Origin of the sequence: uncultured Erythrobacter sp., assembly GCF_947499705.1 — a bacterium.
Lineage (GTDB): Bacteria > Pseudomonadota > Alphaproteobacteria > Sphingomonadales > Sphingomonadaceae > Erythrobacter.
The window spans coordinates 82126-105344 of sequence record NZ_CANMPJ010000002.1 but is presented as its reverse complement, the minus strand read 5'-3'; the positions used below and the strand labels follow the sequence as shown (position 1 = coordinate 105344).

28 protein-coding genes are annotated in these 23219 nt (G+C 59.0%); 18 read left to right on the top strand and 10 right to left on the bottom strand.

The annotated features are described in order from the left end of the window. Window positions 1-101 precede the first annotated feature (101 nt). Entirely contained in the window at window positions 102-803 is a 702-nt protein-coding gene (locus tag Q0837_RS13315) for a hypothetical protein (RefSeq protein WP_298470160.1), read from the top strand. Window positions 804-873: 70 nt separating this feature from the next. On the opposite strand, the gene Q0837_RS13310 is transcribed toward Q0837_RS13315, so the two are convergent. Then, entirely contained in the window at window positions 874-1908 is a 1035-nt protein-coding gene (locus tag Q0837_RS13310; RefSeq protein WP_298470159.1) for a polysaccharide lyase family 7 protein, read from the bottom strand. Between the two features lie 171 nt (window positions 1909-2079). Between Q0837_RS13310 and Q0837_RS13305 the strand changes: the two genes are divergently transcribed. Beyond that, window positions 2080-2520 carry a DNA-directed RNA polymerase subunit beta' gene (locus Q0837_RS13305; protein ID WP_298470157.1) on the top strand — a complete coding sequence of 147 codons (441 nt, stop codon included), beginning with the start codon at window positions 2080-2082 and terminating at the stop codon, window positions 2518-2520. An 18-nt stretch (window positions 2521-2538) separates the two neighbouring features. Here the strand turns inward: Q0837_RS13305 and Q0837_RS13300 are convergent, their stop codons facing one another. Then, window positions 2539-3462, bottom strand: coding sequence for a hypothetical protein (locus Q0837_RS13300; RefSeq protein WP_298470155.1), 924 nt, complete (start codon window positions 3460-3462; stop codon window positions 2539-2541). A 38-nt stretch (window positions 3463-3500) separates the two neighbouring features. Here Q0837_RS13300 and gltX point away from each other — a divergent pair, with 38 nt between their 5' ends. Further along, the gene (gltX, locus tag Q0837_RS13295) at window positions 3501-4829 is read left to right on the top strand and encodes a glutamate--tRNA ligase (RefSeq protein WP_298470154.1); all 1329 of its coding nucleotides are present in this window, start codon (window positions 3501-3503) and stop codon (window positions 4827-4829) included. A 5-nt stretch (window positions 4830-4834) separates the two neighbouring features. Here the strand turns inward: gltX and Q0837_RS13290 are convergent, their stop codons facing one another. From Q0837_RS13290 to pyk, 4 genes are all read right to left on the bottom strand, one after another. Then, the gene (locus tag Q0837_RS13290; protein WP_298470152.1) at window positions 4835-5518 is read right to left on the bottom strand and encodes a cytochrome b/b6 domain-containing protein; all 684 of its coding nucleotides are present in this window, start codon (window positions 5516-5518) and stop codon (window positions 4835-4837) included. Window positions 5519-5522: 4 nt separating this feature from the next. Then, the gene (locus Q0837_RS13285; RefSeq protein WP_298470150.1) at window positions 5523-6023 is read right to left on the bottom strand and encodes a cytochrome c; all 501 of its coding nucleotides are present in this window, start codon (window positions 6021-6023) and stop codon (window positions 5523-5525) included. A 144-nt stretch (window positions 6024-6167) separates the two neighbouring features. Then, window positions 6168-6581, bottom strand: a complete 414-nt coding sequence (locus Q0837_RS13280) for a hypothetical protein (RefSeq protein WP_298470148.1) — start codon at window positions 6579-6581, stop codon at window positions 6168-6170. A gap of 97 nt (window positions 6582-6678) precedes the next feature. Further along, the gene (pyk, locus tag Q0837_RS13275) at window positions 6679-8160 is read right to left on the bottom strand and encodes a pyruvate kinase (protein ID WP_298470146.1); all 1482 of its coding nucleotides are present in this window, start codon (window positions 8158-8160) and stop codon (window positions 6679-6681) included. A 75-nt stretch (window positions 8161-8235) separates the two neighbouring features. Here pyk and Q0837_RS13270 point away from each other — a divergent pair, with 75 nt between their 5' ends. From Q0837_RS13270 to ruvC, 5 genes are all read left to right on the top strand, one after another. After that, window positions 8236-8553 (top strand): DUF1244 domain-containing protein, encoded by a 318-nt coding sequence (locus Q0837_RS13270; RefSeq protein WP_298470144.1) that lies wholly within the window; start codon window positions 8236-8238, stop codon window positions 8551-8553. Between the two features lie 108 nt (window positions 8554-8661). Continuing rightward, on the top strand, window positions 8662-8898 hold the full coding sequence (locus Q0837_RS13265; RefSeq protein WP_142787856.1) for a DUF2312 domain-containing protein: 237 nt from the start codon (window positions 8662-8664) through the stop codon (window positions 8896-8898). A 64-nt stretch (window positions 8899-8962) separates the two neighbouring features. Next, window positions 8963-9310, top strand: coding sequence for a heavy metal-binding domain-containing protein (locus Q0837_RS13260; RefSeq protein ID WP_298470139.1), 348 nt, complete (start codon window positions 8963-8965; stop codon window positions 9308-9310). 93 nt (window positions 9311-9403) lie between these two features. After that, entirely contained in the window at window positions 9404-10150 is a 747-nt protein-coding gene (locus Q0837_RS13255) for a YebC/PmpR family DNA-binding transcriptional regulator (RefSeq protein ID WP_298470137.1), read from the top strand. A 105-nt stretch (window positions 10151-10255) separates the two neighbouring features. Next, window positions 10256-10723, top strand: a complete 468-nt coding sequence (gene ruvC / locus Q0837_RS13250) for a crossover junction endodeoxyribonuclease RuvC (RefSeq protein WP_298470135.1) — start codon at window positions 10256-10258, stop codon at window positions 10721-10723. Window positions 10724-10756: 33 nt separating this feature from the next. On the opposite strand, the gene Q0837_RS13245 is transcribed toward ruvC, so the two are convergent. Then, complete coding sequence (locus Q0837_RS13245; RefSeq protein ID WP_298470133.1) at window positions 10757-11044, bottom strand: hypothetical protein; 288 nt, start codon at window positions 11042-11044, stop codon at window positions 10757-10759. Between the two features lie 97 nt (window positions 11045-11141). Between Q0837_RS13245 and Q0837_RS13240 the strand changes: the two genes are divergently transcribed. From Q0837_RS13240 to Q0837_RS13230, 3 genes are read left to right on the top strand one after another with little or no spacing between them, the layout of a single operon-like run. Further along, the gene (locus tag Q0837_RS13240) at window positions 11142-11498 is read left to right on the top strand and encodes an ArsC family reductase (RefSeq protein ID WP_298470131.1); all 357 of its coding nucleotides are present in this window, start codon (window positions 11142-11144) and stop codon (window positions 11496-11498) included. Beyond that, window positions 11468-12517 (top strand): glycerophosphodiester phosphodiesterase family protein, encoded by a 1050-nt coding sequence (locus Q0837_RS13235; RefSeq protein WP_298470129.1) that lies wholly within the window; start codon window positions 11468-11470, stop codon window positions 12515-12517. The genes Q0837_RS13240 and Q0837_RS13235 overlap by 31 nt, the downstream gene beginning before the upstream one ends. 14 nt (window positions 12518-12531) lie before the next feature. Further along, the gene (locus tag Q0837_RS13230) at window positions 12532-12951 is read left to right on the top strand and encodes a thiol-disulfide oxidoreductase DCC family protein (protein WP_298470127.1); all 420 of its coding nucleotides are present in this window, start codon (window positions 12532-12534) and stop codon (window positions 12949-12951) included. Window positions 12952-12957: 6 nt separating this feature from the next. Here Q0837_RS13230 and ubiG read toward each other — a convergent pair whose 3' ends face one another. Then, on the bottom strand, window positions 12958-13698 hold the full coding sequence (ubiG, locus tag Q0837_RS13225; RefSeq protein WP_298470125.1) for a bifunctional 2-polyprenyl-6-hydroxyphenol methylase/3-demethylubiquinol 3-O-methyltransferase UbiG: 741 nt from the start codon (window positions 13696-13698) through the stop codon (window positions 12958-12960). A gap of 67 nt (window positions 13699-13765) precedes the next feature. Between ubiG and Q0837_RS13220 the strand changes: the two genes are divergently transcribed. The 7 genes from Q0837_RS13220 to Q0837_RS13190 all read left to right on the top strand — a co-directional run bounded on the left by Q0837_RS13220 (window position 13766) and on the right by Q0837_RS13190 (window position 20571). Further along, on the top strand, window positions 13766-15031 hold the full coding sequence (locus tag Q0837_RS13220) for an aspartate kinase (RefSeq protein ID WP_298470123.1): 1266 nt from the start codon (window positions 13766-13768) through the stop codon (window positions 15029-15031). A gap of 98 nt (window positions 15032-15129) precedes the next feature. Continuing rightward, a complete protein-coding gene (locus tag Q0837_RS13215) occupies window positions 15130-15816 on the top strand; it encodes a helix-turn-helix domain-containing protein (RefSeq protein ID WP_298470121.1) in 687 nt (228 codons plus the stop codon). A 237-nt stretch (window positions 15817-16053) separates the two neighbouring features. Beyond that, window positions 16054-17025, top strand: coding sequence for a sensor domain-containing diguanylate cyclase (locus tag Q0837_RS13210; RefSeq protein ID WP_298470119.1), 972 nt, complete (start codon window positions 16054-16056; stop codon window positions 17023-17025). A gap of 11 nt (window positions 17026-17036) precedes the next feature. Continuing rightward, on the top strand, window positions 17037-18215 hold the full coding sequence (gene purT / locus Q0837_RS13205; RefSeq protein WP_298470117.1) for a formate-dependent phosphoribosylglycinamide formyltransferase: 1179 nt from the start codon (window positions 17037-17039) through the stop codon (window positions 18213-18215). A 20-nt stretch (window positions 18216-18235) separates the two neighbouring features. Beyond that, window positions 18236-19246: a nitronate monooxygenase family protein gene (locus Q0837_RS13200; RefSeq protein WP_298470115.1), complete on the top strand. Its 1011-nt coding sequence runs from the start codon at window positions 18236-18238 to the stop codon at window positions 19244-19246. 1 nt (window position 19247) lies between these two features. Then, window positions 19248-20114: a formyltetrahydrofolate deformylase gene (gene purU, locus Q0837_RS13195; protein WP_298470113.1), complete on the top strand. Its 867-nt coding sequence runs from the start codon at window positions 19248-19250 to the stop codon at window positions 20112-20114. Between the two features lie 55 nt (window positions 20115-20169). Then, window positions 20170-20571, top strand: a complete 402-nt coding sequence (locus Q0837_RS13190) for a VOC family protein (protein ID WP_298470111.1) — start codon at window positions 20170-20172, stop codon at window positions 20569-20571. Here Q0837_RS13190 and Q0837_RS13185 read toward each other — a convergent pair. Continuing rightward, window positions 20561-21019, bottom strand: coding sequence for a protein tyrosine phosphatase family protein (locus Q0837_RS13185; protein WP_298470109.1), 459 nt, complete (start codon window positions 21017-21019; stop codon window positions 20561-20563). The genes Q0837_RS13190 and Q0837_RS13185 overlap by 11 nt on opposite strands. Further along, complete coding sequence (locus Q0837_RS13180; protein ID WP_298470107.1) at window positions 21016-23181, bottom strand: PQQ-dependent dehydrogenase, methanol/ethanol family; 2166 nt, start codon at window positions 23179-23181, stop codon at window positions 21016-21018. Before Q0837_RS13180 ends, Q0837_RS13185 begins: the two co-directional genes overlap by 4 nt. Window positions 23182-23219: the final 38 nt, after the last annotated feature.

The following is a 23219-nucleotide window of genomic DNA, read 5'->3' as shown; positions in this document are numbered from 1 at the left end:
GAAGCGCAAAGCTTCGGCGGGGTTTTTCTTTGCCTGTTCAGCAACGAGGCGGGTTTGCCGCTTCATATCGTTGGTCGTCTTCGAAGAAGGGGAGAACAGGAATGAAAGTCTTTGTTGGAATCGCAGCCATCGCCAGTTTCGTGCTGCCAGCAGTCGCCAACGCCCAAGTCGTCGTGACCGGAGCGCGGCAGGATCGGAGCAGCGTAAACCAATATCTGGGCAAAGATGTCTCCGCGATAGGGCTCACACGGCAGGCTGATTTCTTTGTTAAGCCACTCTTTGTCAGTTCGGATTCGCGTGACCGCGAAGCACGCCAGGCTGAAGTGACTGCTATGCTGCGCGCGACTATCGCGGCGGCGCAGCAGCAAGGCATTTCGCTGGTGGCAGGGCAATACACTCTCGAACCTGTAACCGCTGACAGATTGGACAAGCTCACGTTTGGCAGTGGATCAAGGCCGGATACGACCCGTGTGACCATCTATGCGCGGTTGCCTGTTGGCGGTGAAATCAAAAGCGCCGACGAGGCAAATGAGCGGATAGACCCGTTCGTCAAATCGGTCGTTGCCAATGGCCGGTCCTATATTGATACCGGGCGGACGAGCCTGGCAATCACCGACCCTGACCAATATCGGCTGGATGTGGTCAAGACAGTCGCGCGCGAAGCGAAGAGCTACGCAGCGCAATTCGGGTCTGACTACGGAGTTTCCATCGATGGGCTGGATTCAGACCTCTATTGGAAACAGGCCAGCGAGACCGAGGTGTTCCTCTACATCGAACACAGCTTCTCGATAAAGCCAAAGTGATCTTTGGACAGGCGAGACCAGTCGCCGTGCCATTCAAGGCGCGGCGATCGGTCTCGTCCGAAAGCGAACGCTACTTGGAAGCTTGTTGGGGTGGGTTCGAATCGCTCAGGACCAGCCGCGAGAAAGACACCTGAGCGTAGTCGCCGTTCGCCTTGTCGATGTCCCAATCGCCAGTTCCAGCGCACGCCGCATACCAGTTGCCGCCGCCGCTCTTGGTGCTGCACTGATTGTATGCGCCCGCTTTGAAATAGAGCGAGTCCCCGCCATAGGCGTAGGGATTGTCCTTCTCATCAGCCCCGCGAACCAGACTGCGGCTTTGGGTCACGGTGCCAAGCCGCTCGTTCTGGAACGTTACATACATCGTGTTGCGATGGACGTTGATGGTGTAGCTGAATTCCTCGCCCAGCTTGATTCCGGCGTCTCCGGGGTCCTCGGTGTCGTTCCAATTTCCGCCAAAGACCGGGACTGACAGATCGTTGCGGTCCGGATCGTCCTTGGCGAGATTGCGCTCATAGTTCCAGAACACCCGCCCGGATTCGTGGCCGGGATACTTCTTGTAGTAGATTTTGATGGGCTCGTTGCCGTAGCCAAAGCCGCTCTTCGTGCTCTTGTATTTGACCGCGTGTATCTGCCCGACAACCACGGAATAGGCGGCCTTGGCAGTGGGCTCTCCAGCATTCAAAGCAACGTGGTCAACGCGCAAAGTGGCATCGAGGCGCCCACCGACCGATGCAAATTTGTCGGATCCCTTGCGTGCTTCAACCGCGAAGTTGTTGCCCGGATCGTGCGTGCCGATCTTGGTGTTCGAGCCCCGAAGCATTTGGCGCAGTTCGCTGCGGGTGTTTGATGAGTTCGCGGTCGTTATCGCCTTGTTCGGAGCGGTGAAGACCATGCGTCCCTGATCGTCGAGGTAGAAGAAATCGGGGTGCTGGTATGACTTGAGCTTGGCGACCGAGATCTCGTCCGGCTTGTTGTCGGAGTTCTGATCGTCGGGAAGCGTGATCTTCCAATAGCTGAGATCGAAGGCGCTGGCTGGTGGTGGTGTGGAGTGGTCGTCCGCATAAGCCACGCCGCCCAAACCAATCGCGGCAACCGCAGCTGTCATCAAAAGAAATCGCATATCGCCTAGCGTCCCCGTGTCTATCGTCGAGCAAATCTTTGGCGCATCAAACCTGAATGAACAATGGAGAGTGAGATATCGCTATTGCGAAGCGATTGCATTAAAGCTACGGCAGCGTTGCTCACTCCCTAACCCGCAGTGCGACTCAGGAATTGTATGACTCAGCAACACACCCCATCGGCCCATTCCAGCTCTATCGTTGCGCAACTGGCTGAACCGCCCAGAATTGCCAGCATCGGCCCAATTGCCGCTCGCTTTCTATATTCGCTGAGATTGATCGCCTTGCATGAACGGGCGCGGCGCGATCCTGTGCCTGAACTCGCCGTCCGTTTGGGCAGCGTGGAAACCGCAGCGAAGTCGCTCACATTGGCTCACACCATCGGGTCCGTGTGGCCCGAGAACATCCAGGTCTCGCGGTTTTGCTGTCAGTTGCTGACTCACGATGAAGCGTCTATCGGCGCGATGATCGATGCGGCAGGCGCGCAAGATCGCACGGCGTTTGAAGGCTCAATCGAGGGGCTCATCCGTCCGGATCGCTTGCACCGGTTGTGGGATGCGGTGCTGGCGCTGATCGCGGCAGAGCATCGAGCCACTTGAAACCCCCCAAAACAAGATTCACTTTTGATGCCGATATTCGTCATGTGCTGCCTGAATTGCGGAGCGTCCAGTCAGCTTTTTGGCCCCTTTCGGCTTAAACTCAAACTCTTGAATGGCCGCCGCAAATTGCTCGGTCGCACAGGTCTCAAGTTCGACTGGTGTGAGCTCTTTGCCAGTCACGCACCTGAACCTGCCGATATGCACAGGCGTTAGGTTGGTCGGTTCTGGATTAGGGTTCTCTTCCAGAAGCAGTGTCTCAAGCTGACTCCCAAAAAATTCCGCATTTTCCTTTGCATCGGGTTCTTTGGGTAAATGTGCCTCCTTCATGACGAAGCGGAGATGCTTGAGACCCTCAGGGTAGTAACCAAGCTCACGAAGCGCATTCACAGCCCGCATGTTCATCCAGAACCATGTCTCTAGATCATCGGAATTAGTGCCTGTCGGTCGCTTCCAACCGGTGGTCTGCTTCACGAATTCAGCTTGATAACGGATCTTCCGGGGCCAATCCTCATCGGTTTGCCAAGTTGCCTGCAGCAATGCGCCAAGTTGTTCGCCAACCGGGCGTCCGATAGCGCGCTTGAGCCAAAAAAGGCGGAATCGAGGAGTGTCAATCTCACGCATCGATTGATACTCAGGCGTTGCAATGGCCTTAGCCAGCAACGCCAGTTCATCTTCTTCGAACTTGTCCTCGAACAGAATGAGTCCGTTGTCGGGGCATTCCGGGATCGGCCAAATCGCCAGTGCTCCATATGGCTTGCCGTCGGCCCTTTGGCCCCAAGTGGAATTGCTGGCCACAACTTGTGCCTTGAACTTTTCGCCACCTATTGGGCACTCGAATTTCTCTTCAAAAAATGTCGTGGCTTGGGCGCTTCCAAGAGCAAACATCGAGATACCAACCGCAGCAAGTCCACTGCAGAAGCCGACATTCATCGAGTAATTCATGGCTTTCTCCTTTGCCCAAAACAATCTAGCGGACCAATATGATCTCCACCACACGCTTTGCACCGTCGCCAACCGGGCGCCTTCATGTCGGCAATATTCGAACGGCGCTCCACAACTGGATGCTTGCCCAAAAGTCTGGTGGGCAATTCATCCTGCGCATCGACGACACCGACGCTGCACGGTCGAAAGAAGAATATGTCGATGCGATCCGCGAAGATCTGGCCTGGCTTGGGATAACGGCCGACCGGGAAGAGCGACAGTCGGAGCGGCTCGATCGCTACGAAGCGGCGTTCAACGCCCTGCGCGACGCGGGGCGGATCTACCGAGCGTACGAGACTCAGCAGGAGCTTGAACTCAAGCGCAAAGTGCTGCTCGGTCGCGGACTTCCTCCGATCTACGATCGCGGGGCCTTGGACCTGACCGACGCAGATCGCGCTGCAAAGGAAGCCGAGGGCGTTCAGCCTCATTGGCGCTTCAAGCTTGATCATGGCGAGCCGATCCAATGGGAAGATGGCGTACGGGGCACGGCCAAATTCGATCCAGCCCAGCTTTCCGATCCGGTGATCCGCCGCGCCGATGGTTCATGGCTCTACATGCTTCCAAGCACAGTCGACGATGTCGATATGGGTGTCACGCAAGTGCTCCGCGGAGAGGACCACGTGTCCAACACGGCAGTGCAAATCCAGATGTTCACTGCGATGGACGCGGCACCGCCCAGCTTTGCACATGAAGCCTTGCTGGTTGGCAAGGAGGGTAAGCTCTCCAAGCGTCTCGGCTCGCTTGGCTGCGATGCCTTTCGGGAGCGCGGGATCGAGCCCGAAGCGATCATCGCCTTGCTGTCCCGGCTCGGCACTTCGAAGCCGGTTGAGCCGATTGCGGATCGTCAGGTGCTGCTCGACACATTTGATCTCTCCACATTCGGCCGGGCACCGGCAAAATTCGACGATGCCGATCTTGAGCGGATCAACACTGCGATCGTCCACGCTATGCCGTTCGATGCGGTGAAAGATCGCCTGCCGGAAGGCATCGACGAGGCTGGCTGGCATGCGGTGCAGCCCAACATCTCCACCGTCGGCGAAGTTGGCGAGTGGTGGCGTTTGGTCACAGGTCCGATCGAACAGCCTGAGTTTTCCGAAGAGGATCGCGCGTACCTGACGGAAGCAGCGCAAACTCTGACGTGGAGCGATGATCCATGGAACGCTCTGACATCGGCATTGAAGGACAAGACGGGACGCAAGGGGAAGGGGCTTTTCCTGCCCTTGCGCCAAGCGCTCACCGGGATGAACCACGGCCCTGACATGGGCGAATTGTTGCCGCTTATTGGCGAAAACGAAGCGAGGGTTAGGCTAGCACGCGCAGCTGGCTAAACGCGTCAGCTCAGCGGCGGGCCCCCGTTCGCTACCCACATGACTAGACCTGCTGAAATGGCCGCGGTGACCAGCGCTTTGCCCCAAGGCACCGCACCTATGCCCTCGACGCCGCCAGTTACTGCCTTCTGCCCGCTTACCATCGGGCCTGTCAGATTGTTGCGCTTCACAATCGCATAGAACAGGATTGCCGCCAGATGCAGTCCGACAAGCACTACGACGACATCGAAAAACGTCTCATGCCAATCGGTCAACATATCTGCAGTCATCACTCCAACCAGCGAGTTTAGCGGCCCAGTCGCGCCGTCGAACGGGTCACCTGCGAACAGACCCATGCCGACCTGCGCAAGCATGGCGAGCAACAGAGCGATCACACTCAAAGCCCCGAGCGGGTTGTGCCCTATCGTCTTCGCGCCGCCGCCTCTCAGGTACGCCAACACCGCACCCGGACCGCGCACGAAGCTGGCAAAGCGCGCCGTGCGAGATCCGACGAAGCCCCAGATGATCCGGAAGGCGAGCAGGCCAAGCAAGATCAGCCCGAACCGTTTATGCCATGCCCATTCCGAATTTTCGGCAGTCCACCACATCGCTGGGATCAGGACAGCAAATCCCCAATGGCACAGCCGCAGCGGCAGGTCCCACACCGTGACGGTGTGATCAGGCGGCGTCGGTATCGCCGTCTCGGTCATGGTGTCAGTCGTCGTCGACGCGGAATTGATCGTGGCAACCCTTGCACGATTTGCCGAGCTCGCCGGCTGCTGCCTGGAATGTAGCTACGTCGCCAGACTGCGCTGCGGTGATGAGCCCTTCGCTCGTTTCGATCAGCTTCTGATGCGCGGCGGTGAAGTCTTCGGGTTTCTCCCAGATTGTCGCCAGCGCTTCGGTGTCGAAGCCTGCATCCATCCCTGTGCCTTCGGGGAAGTGATCGCCGATCTTTTGCGCATTGGCGTTGATCGTGGTCGCCGATGCCTCGAGCACCGCAAAGTCCGGGCTGTCGCCTTCCAACTGTCCGCGGATCGCCTTGAACGCGTCGCCGATCTCTTCGAAATTGGTCTGACGCACATCGATGATCGCCGGTTCTTCCGCGCCGGCTGCTTCTGGTTCGGAACCATCGGTCGCTTCGCCCCCGCAAGCGGAAAGCAAAGCCACGCAAGCGGCAGCGGTAAGAGTGCGTTGAGAGAAGGATCGTAGCATCGTTGGGCTCCTGCGTTGAACTTGCGGGGGGATGCTAAGCACTTTGACGCGCAAGGCAAATTCTCATTTTGCGGGGTACTGACCCATCAACCTAATCAGGCGTGCTCGCTGACTGCGACCAGCCAAAAGGCGGTCAAGCGGGCACTAGCGAGCTATCGCTTTTGCAACCTTTGTCGGCAGCTCGGCGAGACATGCGGCGAAGGACCGCTCAATCGCCTCGCTGAAGAATCCGAGATTTCCATCGGTGATGTAGCCCGTATAACCGGAATCGCACAGCTTCGCGCTCGTCAAAACCTTGCCCAGCCGATCGATTTCAAGCTCTTGGTGGCGCTGCACTTCGATATTGATATTGAAGCTGCATGCTTTGGACCACACGCCAAGACTGTTGGGGATCCCGAGCACATTGACGTCAGCGAACAGGACAAAATCAGCCCTCGACCGCTTCAATTTCAGATCTCTGGCTTTGGCAAGCTCAGTCATTGCCTCCGAAACGAGCTTATCGTTGATGCCGCAATTCTCGGTGTCCTGAATGTCCTCAACCGCCAGCTGCAAAGACATTGGCCTTGCTTGCGCAACTGCAGGGCTGACGATCAACGCCGTGATTGCCAGGATCTTCGGAGCTGCGCGAACAGCAATGCCCAGAATGTTCGGAGCCTTAGCCCTCATGCTTTTCCAGTTCGTCACCAGCCAGCGTAACAACATTCAGAAGATTGGTTGAGCCGGGCGTACCAAACGGCACCCCGGCAAGCGCAATCAAGCGGCTGCCGGCTTTGCCGAAGCCGTGCCGCAGCGCCATGCGCTTGCCCTTGGCAATCATCTCTTCGAAGCTGCCGATGTCCTTCGTCGCCACCGCATGCGCGCCCCACAGCAAAGCCACTCTGCGCGCTGTTCGCATTGATGGAGTGAGCACCAGCATGGGCGTATCGGGGCGCTCGCGGGCAACCCGGCGCGCTGTCGAGCCAGAAGATGTAAAAACGGTGATCGCGCTGATCGGGACGGTATCCGCAATGGTCATACAGGCATGTGCCAACGCATCGGATGTGGTGGCATCGGGCGGCGTTTCGAGGAAGCGGACGCGGTCCTTATACCCTTCGTCGCGCTCCACCTGTGCAGCGATAGAATTCATCATTGCGACCGACTCTTCCGGCCAATCGCCAGCCGCGCTCTCGGCGGACAGCATCACCGCATCGGCCCCGTCATAGACCGCGTTGGCAACGTCTGAGACTTCGGCGCGGGTTGGTGTGGGGCTCTCGATCATCGATTCGAGCATTTGGGTTGCGACAATCACCGGCTTGCCCGCCGTGCGACTGGCATTGACCATCCGCTTTTGCAGCGGCGGCACTTCGTGGGGTTCAAGCTCGACCCCCAGATCGCCGCGCGCGACCATGATCCCGTCGGCCAGTTCGATGATCTCGCCAAGGCGTTTGACCGCCTGCGGTTTCTCGATCTTGGCGCACAGGGCAGGGCCTTGCCCGCCAGTCGCTCCGATCAGCTTGCGCGCTTCGGCAAGATCCTCGGGCCGCTGAACGAAGCTGAGTGCAATCCAGTCTGCACCATGCTCGACTGCGAAGGACAGATCCTTTCGATCCTTGTCAGTGAGGGCGGGGATCGGAACTTCGGCATCGGGCACGTTTACGCCCTTGCGGTCCGAGATCACACCGCCGACCTCGGCGCTGCAGAAGATGCGGTTCTCGTCGGCTTCCTTGACCACCAGCCTGATCTTGCCGTCATTGATCAGCAGTCGCTGGCCGCGCTCCAGGATGCCAAACAGTTCGGGATGCGGCAGATAGACGCGCGTTTCGTCTCCCGGCGTTTCATCGCGGTCGAGCGTAAAATGGCCCGAATGGCGGATCACCGCGCTGCCATCTTTGAACGTGCCGACGCGCAGTTTCGGACCTTGGAGGTCGGCCAGGATCGCAATCGGGCGCGCAAATTCCTTTTCTAAGCTGCGTATCGCAGTGATCGCTTTTTCATGATCGGCATGGCTGCCATGGCTCATGTTCACGCGGAACGCATCGGCCCCCGCCTTAAACAGCTTGCGCAGCATTTCGGGCGAGCGGCTCGCCGGCCCGATTGTCGCCAAAATCTTGACCTTGCGACCGCGTGGGTCGATCCTTGTCGCATCTTGTTTGGCCATAGAACCCTAAAGACCCCTCCGTCCGGTTAATAGGAGCTATGACACAGCCGTTTTGCAACTCAAGGAATAGTCGCCATGAATTCGATTTCAGACCCGCTTGATGAACTCGGCGATGCGCAGGCCGCCGCGGCATTCCGCCGCCTCGTGCGCCACCTTCGCCATCGCCACGATGCTCAGAATATCGAATTGATGGGGTTGGCCGGTTTTTGCCGCAACTGCCTCGCCGACTGGATCCGCGACGCAGGTTACGATGGAGACAAGGCCGCTGCACGCGGATTGATCCACGGGATGCCGATGGAAGAGTGGAAAGCGACGAAGCAACAGCCCGCCACCGAAGAACAGATCGCAGCAATGGAGCGCAGCCTCACGCGCAACAAGCCCGATTTGCGCTGAGTTTTTCCACCTTGTGGCTGGTTTTGTGGAAAGCGCTCTTTTGCGCTCGCACCTGTCCGCGTATCCGGAGCTTTAAGTGATTCTCACCCAACCGGAGACATAAACGAGATGGCCGAAGCCACAGATGACCGCCTGCGCCTGCTGATCGAGCGCATTGAACGTCTTGAAGAAGAGAAGAAGGGCATCGCCGACGATATTCGTGATGTCTATGCCGAAGCAAAAGCGGTCGGCTACGACGCCAAGATCATGCGTCAGATCGTGCGTCTGCGTAAGATGAAGCCCGACGATCGCAGCGAGCAGGAAATCATCCTCGAAACTTATAAGGCCGCGCTTGGCATGGGCTGATCCGCTATTGAATTCTCGCCTCTCTGTATTAGATTGATAACACACCAGAAAGAGGAGAGAATCTATGGCAGGCGACTGGAAAGACGCACGCGGCGTCATCGTCAGCACCACCCCGACGATTGAGGGTCATCCGATCCAGGAATATGCAGGGATCGTCACCGGCGAAGTGATCGTCGGTGCGAACCTGTTTCGCGATCTGTTTGCGAATATCCGCGACATCGTAGGCGGGCGTTCGGGCAGCTACGAGCGAATTCTGGCGGATGCTCGTAATCAGGCGATCGAGGAATTGCAGGCTGAGGCTGCTGCCAAGGGCTGCAATGCGGTGGTCGGGATCGATCTCGACTACGAGGTGATCGGTGACACCGGATCGATGCTGATGGTCTCGGCCAGCGGGACGGCTGTGAAGCTCTAAAGCACCTCACTGGCTCATACACATTGTTGAAGCGCACGCTGGGCTGGGCTAGGCCTCGCGCGACTTCAATCCGCGAAAATTCGAAGAGTACCCATGGCAGGCCATTCCAAATTCAAGAACATCATGCACCGCAAGGGTGCGCAGGACAAAAAGCGTTCCAACCTGTTTTCCAAGCTCAGCCGTGAAATCACGGTCGCCGCGAAGATGGGTGCGCCCGATCCAGACATGAATCCGCGCCTGCGCTTGGCGGTCAACAACGCCAAGTCGCAATCGATGCCCAAGGACAATATCCAGCGCGCTATCGATAAGGCGACCACGGGAGATGACGAAAATTTCGAAGAAGTCCGCTACGAAGGCTACGGCCCGGGCGGCAGCGCGATCATTGTTGAAACGCTGACCGACAACCGCAATCGCACGGCCACTGCTGTTCGCACAGCATTCAGCAAGAACGGCGGAAATCTTGGCACCGAAGGATCAGTTCAGCACGGCTTCGAACGGCTTGGCCTGATTGAATACCCGGCAAGCGCTGGCGATGAAGACACCGTCTTCGAAGCCGCGATGGAAGCCGGGGCCGAAGACATCGAAAGCTCGGATGATGGCCATACGATCTGGACCGCTGCCGACGATTTGCACCAAGTCGCGGGCGATATCGAGAAGGCGCTGGGCGAAGCGGAGAACGTAAAGCTCGCCTGGAAGCCCAACATCACCGTTGAGATGGACGAAAAAGGCGCGGGCACTCTGCTGAAGCTGATCGACACGCTTGACGATGATGACGATGTGCAGACGGTGTGGGGCAATTACGAGATCCCCGATGCGGTGATGGAGAAGCTCGACGCTTGAGGCTGCGCGACTGGCTCTTTGCGTTGGCGCTAGGGGCCACGTTTCTCTTGGCGATTGCGTGGCGGCTCGGTTGGCTCGTCTTTCTGTGAGCCGGACAAAAGCGATATGATCATCCTCGGCCTTGACCCCTCGCTCTCTTGCACTGGCTGGGGCGTGATCCGGGCTGAGGGATCGCGCATTACCCATATTGCCAATGGGGAGATCGCGACTTCAGCGCGTGCTCCGATGGTCGATCGACTGGCCGATCTTCACCGCATCGTGTCTGGAGTGATTGCACAGCACCGGCCCGAGCGCGCCGCCTGTGAGGAAGTGTTCGTCAACAAGAACCCGCAATCGACGCTCAAACTCGCACAGGCGCGCGGAGCGGTGCTTGCTGCCTGCGGCGCAGTAGGCTTGCCGGTGGAGGAACACGCGGCGCGGGCAGTCAAGAAATCGGTGGTGGGAACAGGCGCTGCCGAAAAAGCGCAAGTTCAGGCCATGCTCAGGATCTTGCTGCCAGGTGTCGATGTGGCTGGAGCGGATGCTGCAGACGCTCTGGCGGTCGCGATAGCGGACGCGCATTTGAAGCGGTGAGGGCACCGCCTAAACTACACAACGGAGGTCAGTTCAGTTGGCGCCCGGGGATTGGTTGTCGTTACCATCATCGTCGAGATCGACCACGATCACGATGATCCCAGTTAGCCAAAGTCCTGCTAGCAGAATGCCGATGATATCGCCGGGTTCACCGCCAAGGCCTTCGCCGTCCGCAGAGCGTCCTGCACCAGGCCCTACCTGCGCGCTGGTGTACAGCGATGAACTATCGCCGGCGCGCGTATTCGCCTGCGCTGCGACCGGTGCCAAAAGAAGACCCGTCGCTGCCAAGGCAGTCATCAGTTTCTGTGCGACTTTCGACATATCAACTCCAATCTATCGTGACGGGATACGCTGAAACACTCTAAGAACCGTTAACCAATGCGTTCTAGCGGTCGAAACTTGCGGCAAAGAGAAGAATATGACGATCCATCTGTACGGAATCCCCAATTGCGACACTGTGAAAAAGGCGCGGAAATGGCTCGAAACACGCGAGCTTGAATACGCCTTTCACGACTTCAAGAAAGAAGGCGTTGATCCGGAGAATTTGCAGGAATGGATCGCAGACAAGGGCGTGGACGTGGTGCTCAACCGCCGCGGAACGACCTTTCGCAAGCTTTCCGATGCCGACAAGGCGGATATTGATGACGCCAAGGCTGTAACACTCCTGCAAGAGCATACCTCCATGATCAAGCGCCCGGTGGTCGTTCACGCGGGCGGCATATTGATCGGTTTCAAGGAAGAAGAATGGTCCGCAACCCTCTCGTCGCATTCTTGATCGGCTTGGCTGCGCTCGCTGCTCCCATCATGGCGCAGGCACAAGATAAGCCGCTGATCATCGCCCATCGGGGTGCGTCAGGTGATCGGCCTGAGCACACGCTCGCCGCCTATGAACTCGCGATCGATCAAGGCGCCGATTACATCGAACCCGATCTGGTTGCGACCAAGGATCTCGTGCTTGTGGCTCGCCATGAGACCGAGCTTTCGGGCACGACCGATGTCGCCAGCCGCGAGGAATTCGAAGACCGTCGCCGCGAAAAGACGATTGGCGAGCGCCGAGTGGCTGGGTGGTTTGCGGAGGACTTCACACTTGCCGAACTGCGGACGCTGCGTGCGCGCGAGCGTGTGCCGAGCGCGCGGCCAGCCAACATCGCCTATAACGGCCTGTATCAGATCCCGACCTTCGAAGAGGTCGTCCAACTCGTCCGCGCGAAGGAAGCAGAGACCGGGCGGTCGATTGGCCTGTATCCGGAGCTGAAGATCCCCACATGGCTGCTGCAGGAAGAGGGCATCGACACGGTCGATCTGCTGGTGACGCAGCTGCGCGACCTGAATCTCGACGGAGCTGACGACAAGGTGTTCGTGCAGATATTCGAAGTTGGCCCGTTGCAGCGGCTCGACCGGCTGATCGACACCAAACTTGTCTTGCTTGTCGCTCCCGAGGGCGGACCGTTTGACGAACCCGACATGCGCTGGACGGACATCCTCTCGCCGACTGGCCTCACAGAAGTGGCGGCCTATGCCGATGGTATCGGCCCGTGGCTCGGCCATGTGCTCGAAGAGGACGGCACGCCGACCACCTTGGTGAACAATGCGCATGCCGTAGGGCTGAAAGTGCACCCCTGGACTCTGCGCAAGGAGAACGGTTTCCTGCCGGCGGCCTTGCAAACCAGCGGCGGACCGGCGGCTGACGGCCAGTACCGACTGCTGTGGTCGAATGCGATCAAGAGCGGGGCGGACGGCTTCTTTACCGACAATGTTGGCGAGTTCGTCCAAATGGTAAGGGACGGCGAGTAGCCACTCGGAACGCTATGGAAATCCCGCGCGATCATCCAATCATCGTATTCGACGGCATGTGCGTGCTGTGTTCGGCCAACGCCCAATTTGTGCTCAAGAACGACCGTGAGGCAAAATTCCGGCTCTCGGCAATGCAGGACGAGGCTGGCGCTCAGATCATGCGCGAGAATGGCATTGATCCCGCTGATCCAGAGAGCTTTGTGCTGATTGATGCAGCCCAAGACGGCGGACGTGTTTGGAAGAACAGCGATGCTGTCTTGCATATGTGGAGCGAGCTTGGCTGGCCGTGGCGATTGGGCGCAGCCTTCAAGCTTATCCCAAGGGCGATCCGTGATCCGCTCTATCTGCTGATCGCGCGCAACCGCTACAAATGGTTCGGCGTGCGCGAAACCTGCTGGGTGCCAACAGCGGAGCAAGCAAAGCGGGTCTTGTAGGGCCGCTTAAGCCGGGCGTTTTGCACTCAGGATGTAATTTAGAGATTCGTCGCTGGCGAGGTGCAGGCCCTTGCCCGGGCGATAGGCGATCCCGCTCCGTTCCGTCACCTCAAGGCCTACCTCAGCAAGCATGCCCTCCAACTCTTCAGGCGTGACGAAATCACTCCAGTGGTGCGTGCCTTTCGGGACGTATCCAATGGCTTCAGCCGCCCCGACCAAAAGCAAACGTGATGCAGCGGTTCGGTTGGGGGTCGACATGACCAGCAGTCCGTCCGGCGCCAGCCGCGCTGCAACGTCTGTAAGGAACTGGCGCTTGTCAGCGACATGCTCGATCACTTCAACACAAGTCACCAGATCGAATGTGCCGATATCAAGGCTCGCGACTTCACCTGCCATATAGCGGATATCTAGCCCCATCGCCTCTGCATGGGTGCTGGCGACGGACACATTCTCCGCCGCCGCATCGACTCCTGTCACGTCTCCGCCAAGGCGAGCGAGCGGCTCGCACAGCAGACCCGCGCCGCACCCGATGTCGAGCGCGCTCTTGCCAGCGAGCGGCTTCACCGTTTGCCTGTCAGCGTCCCAATGCGCATCAATCGCAGACCTGATGAACTCCAACCGCACCGGGTTCACCTGATGCAGCGAGGCCATCTTACCCTTCGGGTTCCACCAATCGCGCGCGAGCGATGCGAAATGCTCAGCTTCCTCCGGGCGGATGGTTACATTTGATACGTTTGCGTTTCCCATTGCGCGACCTTAACAGCGCCGTTCGGCACTCACCAGCAGGAGCTTGAGCACCTTGGCGCGCATAGTCATGAAATTTGGCGGAACCTCGATGGCGGGAACCGAACGGATTCGCCGTGTGGCCAATATTGTGCGCAAACAGGCGGCGGGCGGCAACGAAGTGGCTGTCGTTGTGAGCGCGATGGCAGGCGAGACCGACCGTCTGGTGAACTTCTGCCGTGAAGCCAACGCGCTTTACGATCCGGCTGAATACGACGTCGTTGTATCCAGCGGTGAACAGGTGACCAGCGGATTGCTGGCGCTGACGCTGCAATCGCTGGGCTGCAAGGCGCGCAGCTGGCTCGGCTGGCAAATGCCGGTGAAGACGATTGAGGCGCATTCAAAAGCGCGCGTCGAGACGATTGATGCCCCTGAAATGAACGCCAGTATGGCGGATGGCGAGATTGCAGTCATTCCGGGCTTTCAAGGCGTCAGCGAAGAAGGCCGTATCACCACGATGGGGCGCGGCGGGTCCGACACTTCTGCCGTAGCTATTGCAGCGGCAGTGAAAGCGGATCGCTGCGACATCTATACCGATGTTGACGGGGTCTACACGACCGACCCCCGCATCGTTGCCAAAGCGCGCAAGCTCAAAGCCGTGACCTACGAAGAGATGCTCGAACTCGCTTCTGTCGGGGCCAAGGTGTTGCAGACCCGCTCGGTCGGGCTGGCGATGAAGGAAGGCGTGCGACTGCAAGTGCTTTCAAGTTTTGTCGGTGACGATGCGATTTCGGCGGACGAATTGCCTGGCACGCTGATCGTGTCGGATGAAGAAATGGACGAATTGGTGGAGAAGGGCCTGATGGAACGTCAGCTTGTGACCGGAATTGCGCACGACAAGAATGAAGCAAAGATCATCTTGACCCGCGTGCCAGACAAGCCGGGCGCGGTGGCGCATATCTTTGAGCCGCTCGCCGATGCCAGCATCAATGTCGACATGATCATTCAGAACGTTGGCCGCGACAAAGGCGAGACAGACGTGACCTTTACGGTGCCACAAGCGGACTTGGCGCGTGCACAGGCGCTGCTGGAAGATCGCAGTGACGATATTGGATACAACCGGATCATAACTGACAGCCATATCGCTAAGATCAGCGTGGTCGGCGTCGGTATGAAAAGCCATGCAGGTGTCGCGAGCACGATGTTTCGCGCCTTGTCTGATCGGGGCATCAACATTCAGGCGATCTCTACTTCCGAGATCAAGGTTAGCGTGCTGATCGACGAGGACGAGACCGAGCTGGCAGTGCGCGTATTGCACACGGCATACGGGCTGGACGCGGTCGACGAACCAGCCTGACCGCGCGCAGCGCTCAATCCATCGACGTTAGGGATATCCGCTAACCTAAACTTAACTATCAGCGTCAACTTTCGAGTCTCCATCAAGGAGATGCCCCCATGGTGCTTAAAGCCCATCTCGATCCGATTGACCTCAGCGATAGCAAACGGCGCCAGCCGCGCCGTGCCTTGCAACTCGAAACCAGCGGGGTTCTACCCGGCGGTCTCGAGGCCAATGTTACCGTCCACAACATCTCGGCGGCAGGGCTCCTGCTCGAAACCGAAATGCCTCTGTCCGAAGGCGAGAAATTCGCGATTGAACTGCCTGAGATTGGGAGGGTCGATGCGGAGATCGTCTGGGTCAGCGGCGATCTGTACGGTTGTGCCTTTGAAATGGCCCTGGGTCAGTCGGCGCTTGCCGCGACGCAATTGCGCGCCGATGCCCCGCAAAGCCGAAGCGCGGAGCCCGGGATGCTTCAGATGCCGCCTTCGGCAAACGGCATTGCCATTGAGCCATTCGGGATCAAACTCAACCGCCTGAGGCGTGAGCGCGGGATGACGCTTGCGCAGGTGGCCGACGCTCTCGGTGTCAGCAAGCCTACCGTTTGGGCATGGGAGAAAGGCAAGGCCCGCCCCGTGCCAGAGCGGCTGGATGCGATTGCCGAAGCCCTGGGCGTATCGACCGCCGAACTGGGTGAAGCCGCACAGACCGGTGAGGTCGCCGCAGTGGTCGAAGAGTGCCGCATACGTATTGCCACGGTTTGTGGAACTGAGCCTCAAAGAATACGTATCATGATTGAGGTCTGAGAGGCCTTTAGTAAAAAATACTTAGGTAAATCTGTCACGAATCAAAAAACATGGTAAAGGTTTTTCATAGTCGATTCGAATTAGTTGAGTTCAATTAACAAGACTAACATCATATTGATCAAGTATAGGGAAATTGGGGAATTTCTCTGAAAGGCTCGATCAAGTTAGTTTTACTTGAAATTGATTGATGACGAATCGGCTTGGCAATCTTACAGCCGGGGGCAAATCGGCATGAAAATGGGTCTAAGTGCTGCAGAAGGCATGATTCTGCACGGTCTGCTGGAAGAGGCAGCGGGCGACATAGTTGTAAAACTGGATAAACAGGGTTTCATCATTCACGCTTCTGCGAATTTCGCGGAACTGGGTTTCGATCTCTCGTTGTTACTGCTTCTTCCGCACGTCACGGATTTGGCTGAGCGCAGCCACGATCAAGATGTCAGCGACTACACCGGCGCGGTGTTGTCTGGTCGCGCTCTCGGTGGATGGGTCGAGTTTCCCGCGATTACGCCTGAAGCGCCGGAAGGACCGGGTTCTGCAAACAGCCAACGCTGGTATGCTTTGAGCCTGAGGCCGATCCTCGACGAGGAAGGTGAGCCGAATGGTGCGATCGGCCTGATGCGCTCGGTCCAGCACCTTCGCGCTCTTGAAGGCGAACTGCACGCATCGGTGATGACCGACCCGCTCACGGGCCTCGCCAACCGGCACGCCTTTTGCGCCAGCTTACGGCGTCATCTCACATCAGGCGGCAGTCATACCGTTGCGATCTTCGCGATCGACCGGATGCGTGCCCTCTACATGCAATATGGCCAGCGTACCGCTGATGATATCCAGTGGGGCTTCGCCAAATTCCTCGATACGATGATCCTGCCAGGGCAGGAACTGGCGCAGCTTGACGAGGAGCGCTTTGCGGTGATCATGCCGGAAATGACCACGCGGGCTGCCAATGCATGGGCTGACGATGTGCTTGAGACATTCGCCAGCTTGGCAATGGACTCTTCATCGCGCTCCGCGAAGCTGTCAGCCAGCGCTGGCATTGCTCGTATCGAGTGCACGGTTGATTGGACCCTTCGCCAAGCCGAATTGGCGCTGGTCATGGCACGTGCAGGTGGCGGAATGCGGGTTGGCAAATGCCGTCAGCTTTCGGCCAATGATCATCGTGCAGCACAAACCGCTGAGCAACTGCTTGGAGTCGCCGCCGCCGCCCGCTAGGGCCTCGGCACATGGCACATATTGCAACGATCATGCTGCTCGGCGCGGGCGAGCTCGGCCGCGAACTCGTAATCTCTGCAAAGCGGCTCGGCGCGCGAGTGATAGCCTGCGATGCCTATGCAGGTGCGCCGGCGATGCAGCTCGCCGATGAGAGTGAAGTCTTCTCAATGCTCGACGCCGACGCCCTGCGCGCCGCCGTTTTGAAGCACAAGCCGGACCTGATCGTTCCGGAAATCGAAGCAATCCGAACCGAGGTCCTGGCGGAGTTCGAAGCGGAAGGCTTTAACGTCGTCCCATCTGCGCGCGCTGCTCAGCTCACTATGAACCGCGACGCCATTCGCGATCTGGCCGCCGAAGAGCTGGGCTTGAACACTTCACGTTATCGCTATGCGGAAACTTTCGAAGAGGTTCGCTCGGCTGCGGAGCACACTGGGTTTCCCTGCGTGATCAAGCCGGTCATGTCATCGTCGGGCAAAGGCCAGAGCAAAGTCGATAGTTCGGCCGATCTGGAGGCGGCCTGGACCTATGCGACTGAAAACATGCGCGGCGACCGCGCGCGCGTGATTGTCGAGCAGTTTATCGATTTCGACTATGAGATCACCCTGCTGACCGTGCGTCACGCAAGCGGGATAGCCTTCTGCCCGCCCATCGGCCATCGGCAGGAGCGCGGGGATTATCAGGAGAGTTGGCAACCTGCGGCGATGAACACGGCAGCGATCGAGAAGGCGCAGCCCATGGCTGCTGAGGTTGTCGAAGCGCTAAAGGGTGACGGGCGAGGCTGGGGCCTGTTCGGGGTCGAGTTTTTTATCCGCGGCGAGGAAGTGATCTTCTCCGAACTTTCCCCGCGTCCGCACGACACGGGAATGGTGACACTGGCTTCGCAGCACCTGACCCAATTCGATTTGCACGCAAGGGCGATCTTGGGCCTCCCGATACCAGCGGAGATTTCTGGCCGTCCTTCTGCGTCGGCGGTCATCCTTGCCGACCGCGACAGCGAGAGCTTTGCTTTCGAAGGCCTTGATGAAGCACTCGGCGTTGACGAGTCGGCCGATGTTCGGATTTTCGGCAAACCTGTGACACGGCCCTACCGCCGGATGGGAGTTGCGCTGGCCAGTGCCGACACCACAGACGCCGCCCGCTCGCTTGCTAAATCGGCCGCAAGCAAGGTGCGGATTGCCTATCGCGACTGAGCGCCCTAATCGCTGCTCCCATGACTGACTTTCCAAAATCCGCCGAACTGATGAAGCGCGGCACCGACTTCCTTGGGTGCGAGCACGCGGTCCTCTGCGGCGCAATGAGTTGGGTGTCCGAGCGCAATCTGGTTTCCGCCATTTCCAATGCGGGCGGGTTTGGCGTGATTGCCTGCGGAGCGATGACGCCCAACCTGCTCGACACCGAGATTGCCGAGACCAAAGCGCGCACCGACAAGCCTTTTGGCGTCAACCTGATCACCATGCACCCGCAATTGTTCGACCTGATCGATGTCTGCAGCAAACATGGGGTCTCCCATGTCGTGCTGGCCGGCGGCATTCCGCCGAAGGGCAGCGTCGAGGCGATCAAGGAATTCGGTGCCAAAGTCATCGTGTTCGCCCCCACCCTCGCGCTTGCCAAAAAGCTGCTCCGCTCTGGCGGCGATGCGCTGGTGATCGAGGGTATGGAAGCAGGCGGGCATATCGGCCCGGTTTCGACCAGCGTGTTGGCGCAGGAATTCCTGCCCGAGCTCGCTCAAGACCACGTCGTTTTCGTCGCGGGAGGCATTGGCCGGGGTGAGGCGATTGCGAGCTATCTTGAGATGGGAGCCTGCGGGGTCCAGCTTGGAACACGCTTCGCTTGCGCCAGTGAAAGCATCGCGCACCCCGATTTCAAGAAGGCGTTCTTCCGCGCCAAGGCCCGCGATGCCGAAGCCAGCGTGCAAGTCGATCCGCGCCTTCCCGTGATCCCGGTCCGTGCCTTGAAAAACAAAGGCACCGAGGAATTCACCGCGAAGCAGATTGAAGTCGCAGGCAAGCTCGACCGTGAAGAAGTCGATATGGGCGAAGCGCAACTGCAGATCGAACACTTCTGGGCCGGGGCGCTGCGCCGGGCCGTGATCGACGGTGATGTTGAAGGCGGATCGCTGATGGCCGGGCAATCGGTCGGGATGGTCAAATCCGAAGAGCCGGTTGCCGATATCATCGCGCAACTGATGAACGAGTGCGAAAGCGCGTTGTCAGGGCGGTAAGATGGCCGAGACTGTGATTCTGACACTAGGCTGCCCTGATCGGCCTGGCATTACGGCGCGGGTCACGGCGTTCCTGTTCGAGCGCGGCTGCAACATTCTGGAAGCGCAGCAATTCAATGATCGCGGCGACAATGGCGGCAGCGACCGGTTCTTCATGCGCGTCGCTTTCGATCCCGATGGCCAATCGCGCGAGCAATTGCGCACAGAATTTACGGCATTCGCCGAAGAGTTCGACATGCGCTGGAAGCTGTCACTGCAGGATCGCCCGCGCCGCGTTTTGATCATGGTCAGCAAGGCGGACCACTGCCTTGTCGATCTGCTCTATCGTTGGCGCACGGGTGAGCTGAACATCGATCCCGTGGCGATAGTCTCCAACCATCCACGTGATAAAGCTATCCGGACAGATATCGGCGAAATCCCGTTCCACCATGTCCCTGTGACGCCTGAAACGAAGCCTGAGGCCGAAGCGGAGTTGCGGCGAATTGCCGAACAATCGCAGGCCGAATTGATCGTGCTTGCGCGCTACATGCAAATCTTCTCGGACGATCAATCAGCCCACTTCGCGGGGCGCTGCATCAACATCCACCACAGCTTCCTGCCCGGCTTCAAAGGCGCAAGGCCATACCACCAGGCCCATGAGCGCGGGGTCAAGATCATTGGAGCAACTGCGCATTTTGTCACAGCCGACCTCGATGAAGGGCCGATCATCCATCAGGATGTCGAACGTATCAGCCATGCCGATAGCCCCGGTGATCTGGTGCGAAAAGGCCGCGACATCGAACGCCGCGTTCTGGCTGAGGCCGTTCGGTTGTTCGTCGAAGAGCGTGTGCTGCTGAATGGCGGGCGGACTGTCGTGTTCCGGGGCTGAATGCATAACCAATTCGGCTGTTGTTCTTCGTGCTACAATCTGATCTGTTGATCTGATGATTGTAGAGCGCCTCGACCATGTGAATATCATCACCGACCGGCTGGCAGAGACTGCTCGGTTTTATGCTGAACTGCTCGATCTTGAAGAGCGCGATGGCCCGCCGCCGATGAAGCCGGACCAGGTTCGCTGGATGTTTGACAGCTCAGGCCAAGCGATTCTGCATCTCAACTCGGTCGACTTTCCGCGCGTGTATGACCGCGCTGTCGGTCCGGGTGCGGAGACAGGCGCGATCCATCATGTCGCCTTGCGATGCGGTGAGTTTGAGACGGTCAAGGAAAGGCTGGATGCGCGGCAAGCGGACTATCAAGTCAATGATGTTCCATCGATCGGCCTCAAGCAGATCTTCACGACCGATCCGAACAATGTGCTGCTCGAGCTGAATTTCTTCACTGGCTAAGCAGCTTTTGCCAAGGCAGCGTGCGCGGATCATCGCTTTCGAGCGGGTTCCAGATTTCGGCCATCCGCGCCTGTGCTTCGTGTTCGGAAACGCCATTATCCAAATCGAGCAAGTAGAAGAACGCGGCCACGCGGTAATTCATGATGCAGTGAACGTGCACCGGGGATTGTACGCGATCCAGGACAGCGCGTAGCTCGTTCACATGGCTGCGAGTGGGCGCGTCGAACGGGACCGGGATGTGAGTGTATTCGATGCCGCTGCCTTCGAGCAGCGCGCGCTCGTCTGCCAAAGCTTCGGGATGATCGTCGAGCGCCAGATTTACGACATGGCGGACACCAATCGCAGCAAGGCGGTCAACATCATTCGCCTCGAGCTTACCCGAGGTCGTGACCCTTTCGTCACGCCTCTGCCAGTTGCGGATATCGCTTGGATCGGGCGCTTCGCTCAACGACGCGCCACCTGCCCGCCGCCCTCTATTGCCTTGTCCTCATTCGCCCGGTGGATCACGAATGCGCGGATCGCTTCGATCTCTTCCTTCGAAAGCGAGCCTTCGAAAGCGACCATGCCGTTATCCTTGAGGATGCCGTCATGCACCACCGCTTGCCACGTCTGCGCGTTGCCCAGCGCGCCTGAGCGCCGGAGGTCCGGTAGCAGTGTCGAGCCAACGGCTCCCGGGGCGTGGCAGACGGCGCAGTAGCGAGCGTATTTTTCGCCGCCGAGCGCGATGGTTTCTGCCGAAGCGCGGCTGGCTGGTGGGTCAAGCGGTAGGCTGGCGAGCTCCATTTCAGCTGGCAGTTCACCATCGGCTCCGAGCTTGAAAACGAGCAGGCGTGAAACATTGCGAACCGGCCCCTGATCCTTGATCAACTCGCCATCGGCGGTGATCGCATAGGCGCCGCCCCATCCGGCCAGCACCGCGACATATTGCTCGCCATCGACCGTGTAGGTGATCGGCGGTGCAACCACACCCGTTTGCGCGGCAAAGCTCCAGAGCTTCTCGCCGGATGCAGCGTTGTAGGCGGCGAATTCGCTAGACGAATTGCCTTGGAAAACGAGGCCGCCGCCCGTCGCGAGTAGCCCGCCATTCCATGGACCGGGGAACTCGACCGTCCAGCGCGCTTCCTGCGCCACCGGGTCCCACGCCATCAGCTTGCCTTTGACGGTGCCGTAGACTTGCCGCCGAATGCCGAGATCGGGCGGCAGATCGCCCGCGCCAAGATTGAAGCCAACATTGAAGCCGCGCGCAGTGTCGGGCTTCCAGTTGGCTTCGGGCGCATAGATCGTCGCGGCTTCGAACGCCGGGATGTAGACGAGATTTTCGCCCGGATGGTATGCCATCGGGTGCCAGTTGTGTCCGCCCAGGGGACCCGGCATCACCATGGCTGGCTGTCCGGTCACGTCGATCCGTGTCTCCGGATTGAAGATCGGACGGCCATCTTCGTCGATCCCTTCGGCCCAGTTCTGCGGAATGTATTCTTCGGCGCTCAGAAACTCGCCCGTCGCGCGGTCGAGCACATAGAAGAACCCGTTCTTGGGTGCTTGCATAATGACCTGCCGTTCGTTCCCGTCGATCTCCATGTCCGCGAGGATCATGTGCTGCGTCGCGGTGTAGTCCCAAGTCTCGCCGGGAGTTGTCTGGTAGTGCCAGACATATTCGCCACTATCCGGCCGGATCGCGACGATGCTGGACAGATAGAGGTTGTCGCCTTCGCCGGTCCCGTCTTCGCCCGGTGAACGATAGGCGCGGTTCCATGGGGAGCCGTTGCCGACGCCGATATAGAGCAGGTCCAGATCGGGATCGTAGGCCATCGAATCCCATACCGTGCCGCCCCCGCCGATCGCATCCGATCCGGCCAGCACGTCGGTGTTCCACGTCTCGGCGGCTGCTTGCAGATACTCGGCAGAACTCTCGTCTTCGGTGCCTTCGGGGACGGTATAAAACCGCCACAATTCATCGCCATCGGCAGCATCGTAAGCTGCGACATAGCCGCGCACGCCAAACTCTGCTCCGCCATTACCGATGATCACCTTGCCATCGATCACGCGCGGCGCGCCGGTGACGGTGTAGGCCTGGTCCTGATCGACTGTGACCTTCTCCCAATTCACCGCACCGCTTTCGCGATCCAGCGAGACCAGCCGACCATCGAGCGTTCCGAGAAACAGATCGTCTCCCCATGCCGCGACACCGCGATTGACCACATCGCAGCAAGCCTTGACGGCGGTTTCACCGGGGACTTCGGGATCGTATTCCCATAGCGGCTCGCCGGTTGCTGCGTCGAATGCCTTCACCTTGCTCCAGGCGGTGGTGAGGTAAAGCTTGCCATCCAACGCCAGCGGAGTGGCTTCCTGACCGCGCGCTGTGTCCATATCGGCGAACCATGCGAGACCCAGATCGCCGACTGTTTCCGCGTTCACCTGATCGAGCGGGGAGAAACGCTGTTCGGAATATGTGCGCCCATGGGTGATCCAATTGGCATCGTCATCGCCCGCACCGATCAACGCAGCCGCATCCACTCCGCCAGCGCTTTCGCCGCCGAACAAATCGCCGCATCCGGCCAGTCCAAGCGTAGCGAGCAGCGCTGCGGGCAGCACCCAATATTTGGTCTGCATGAAATCCCTCTCCCTTATGCACATGTTGCCGCGATGAT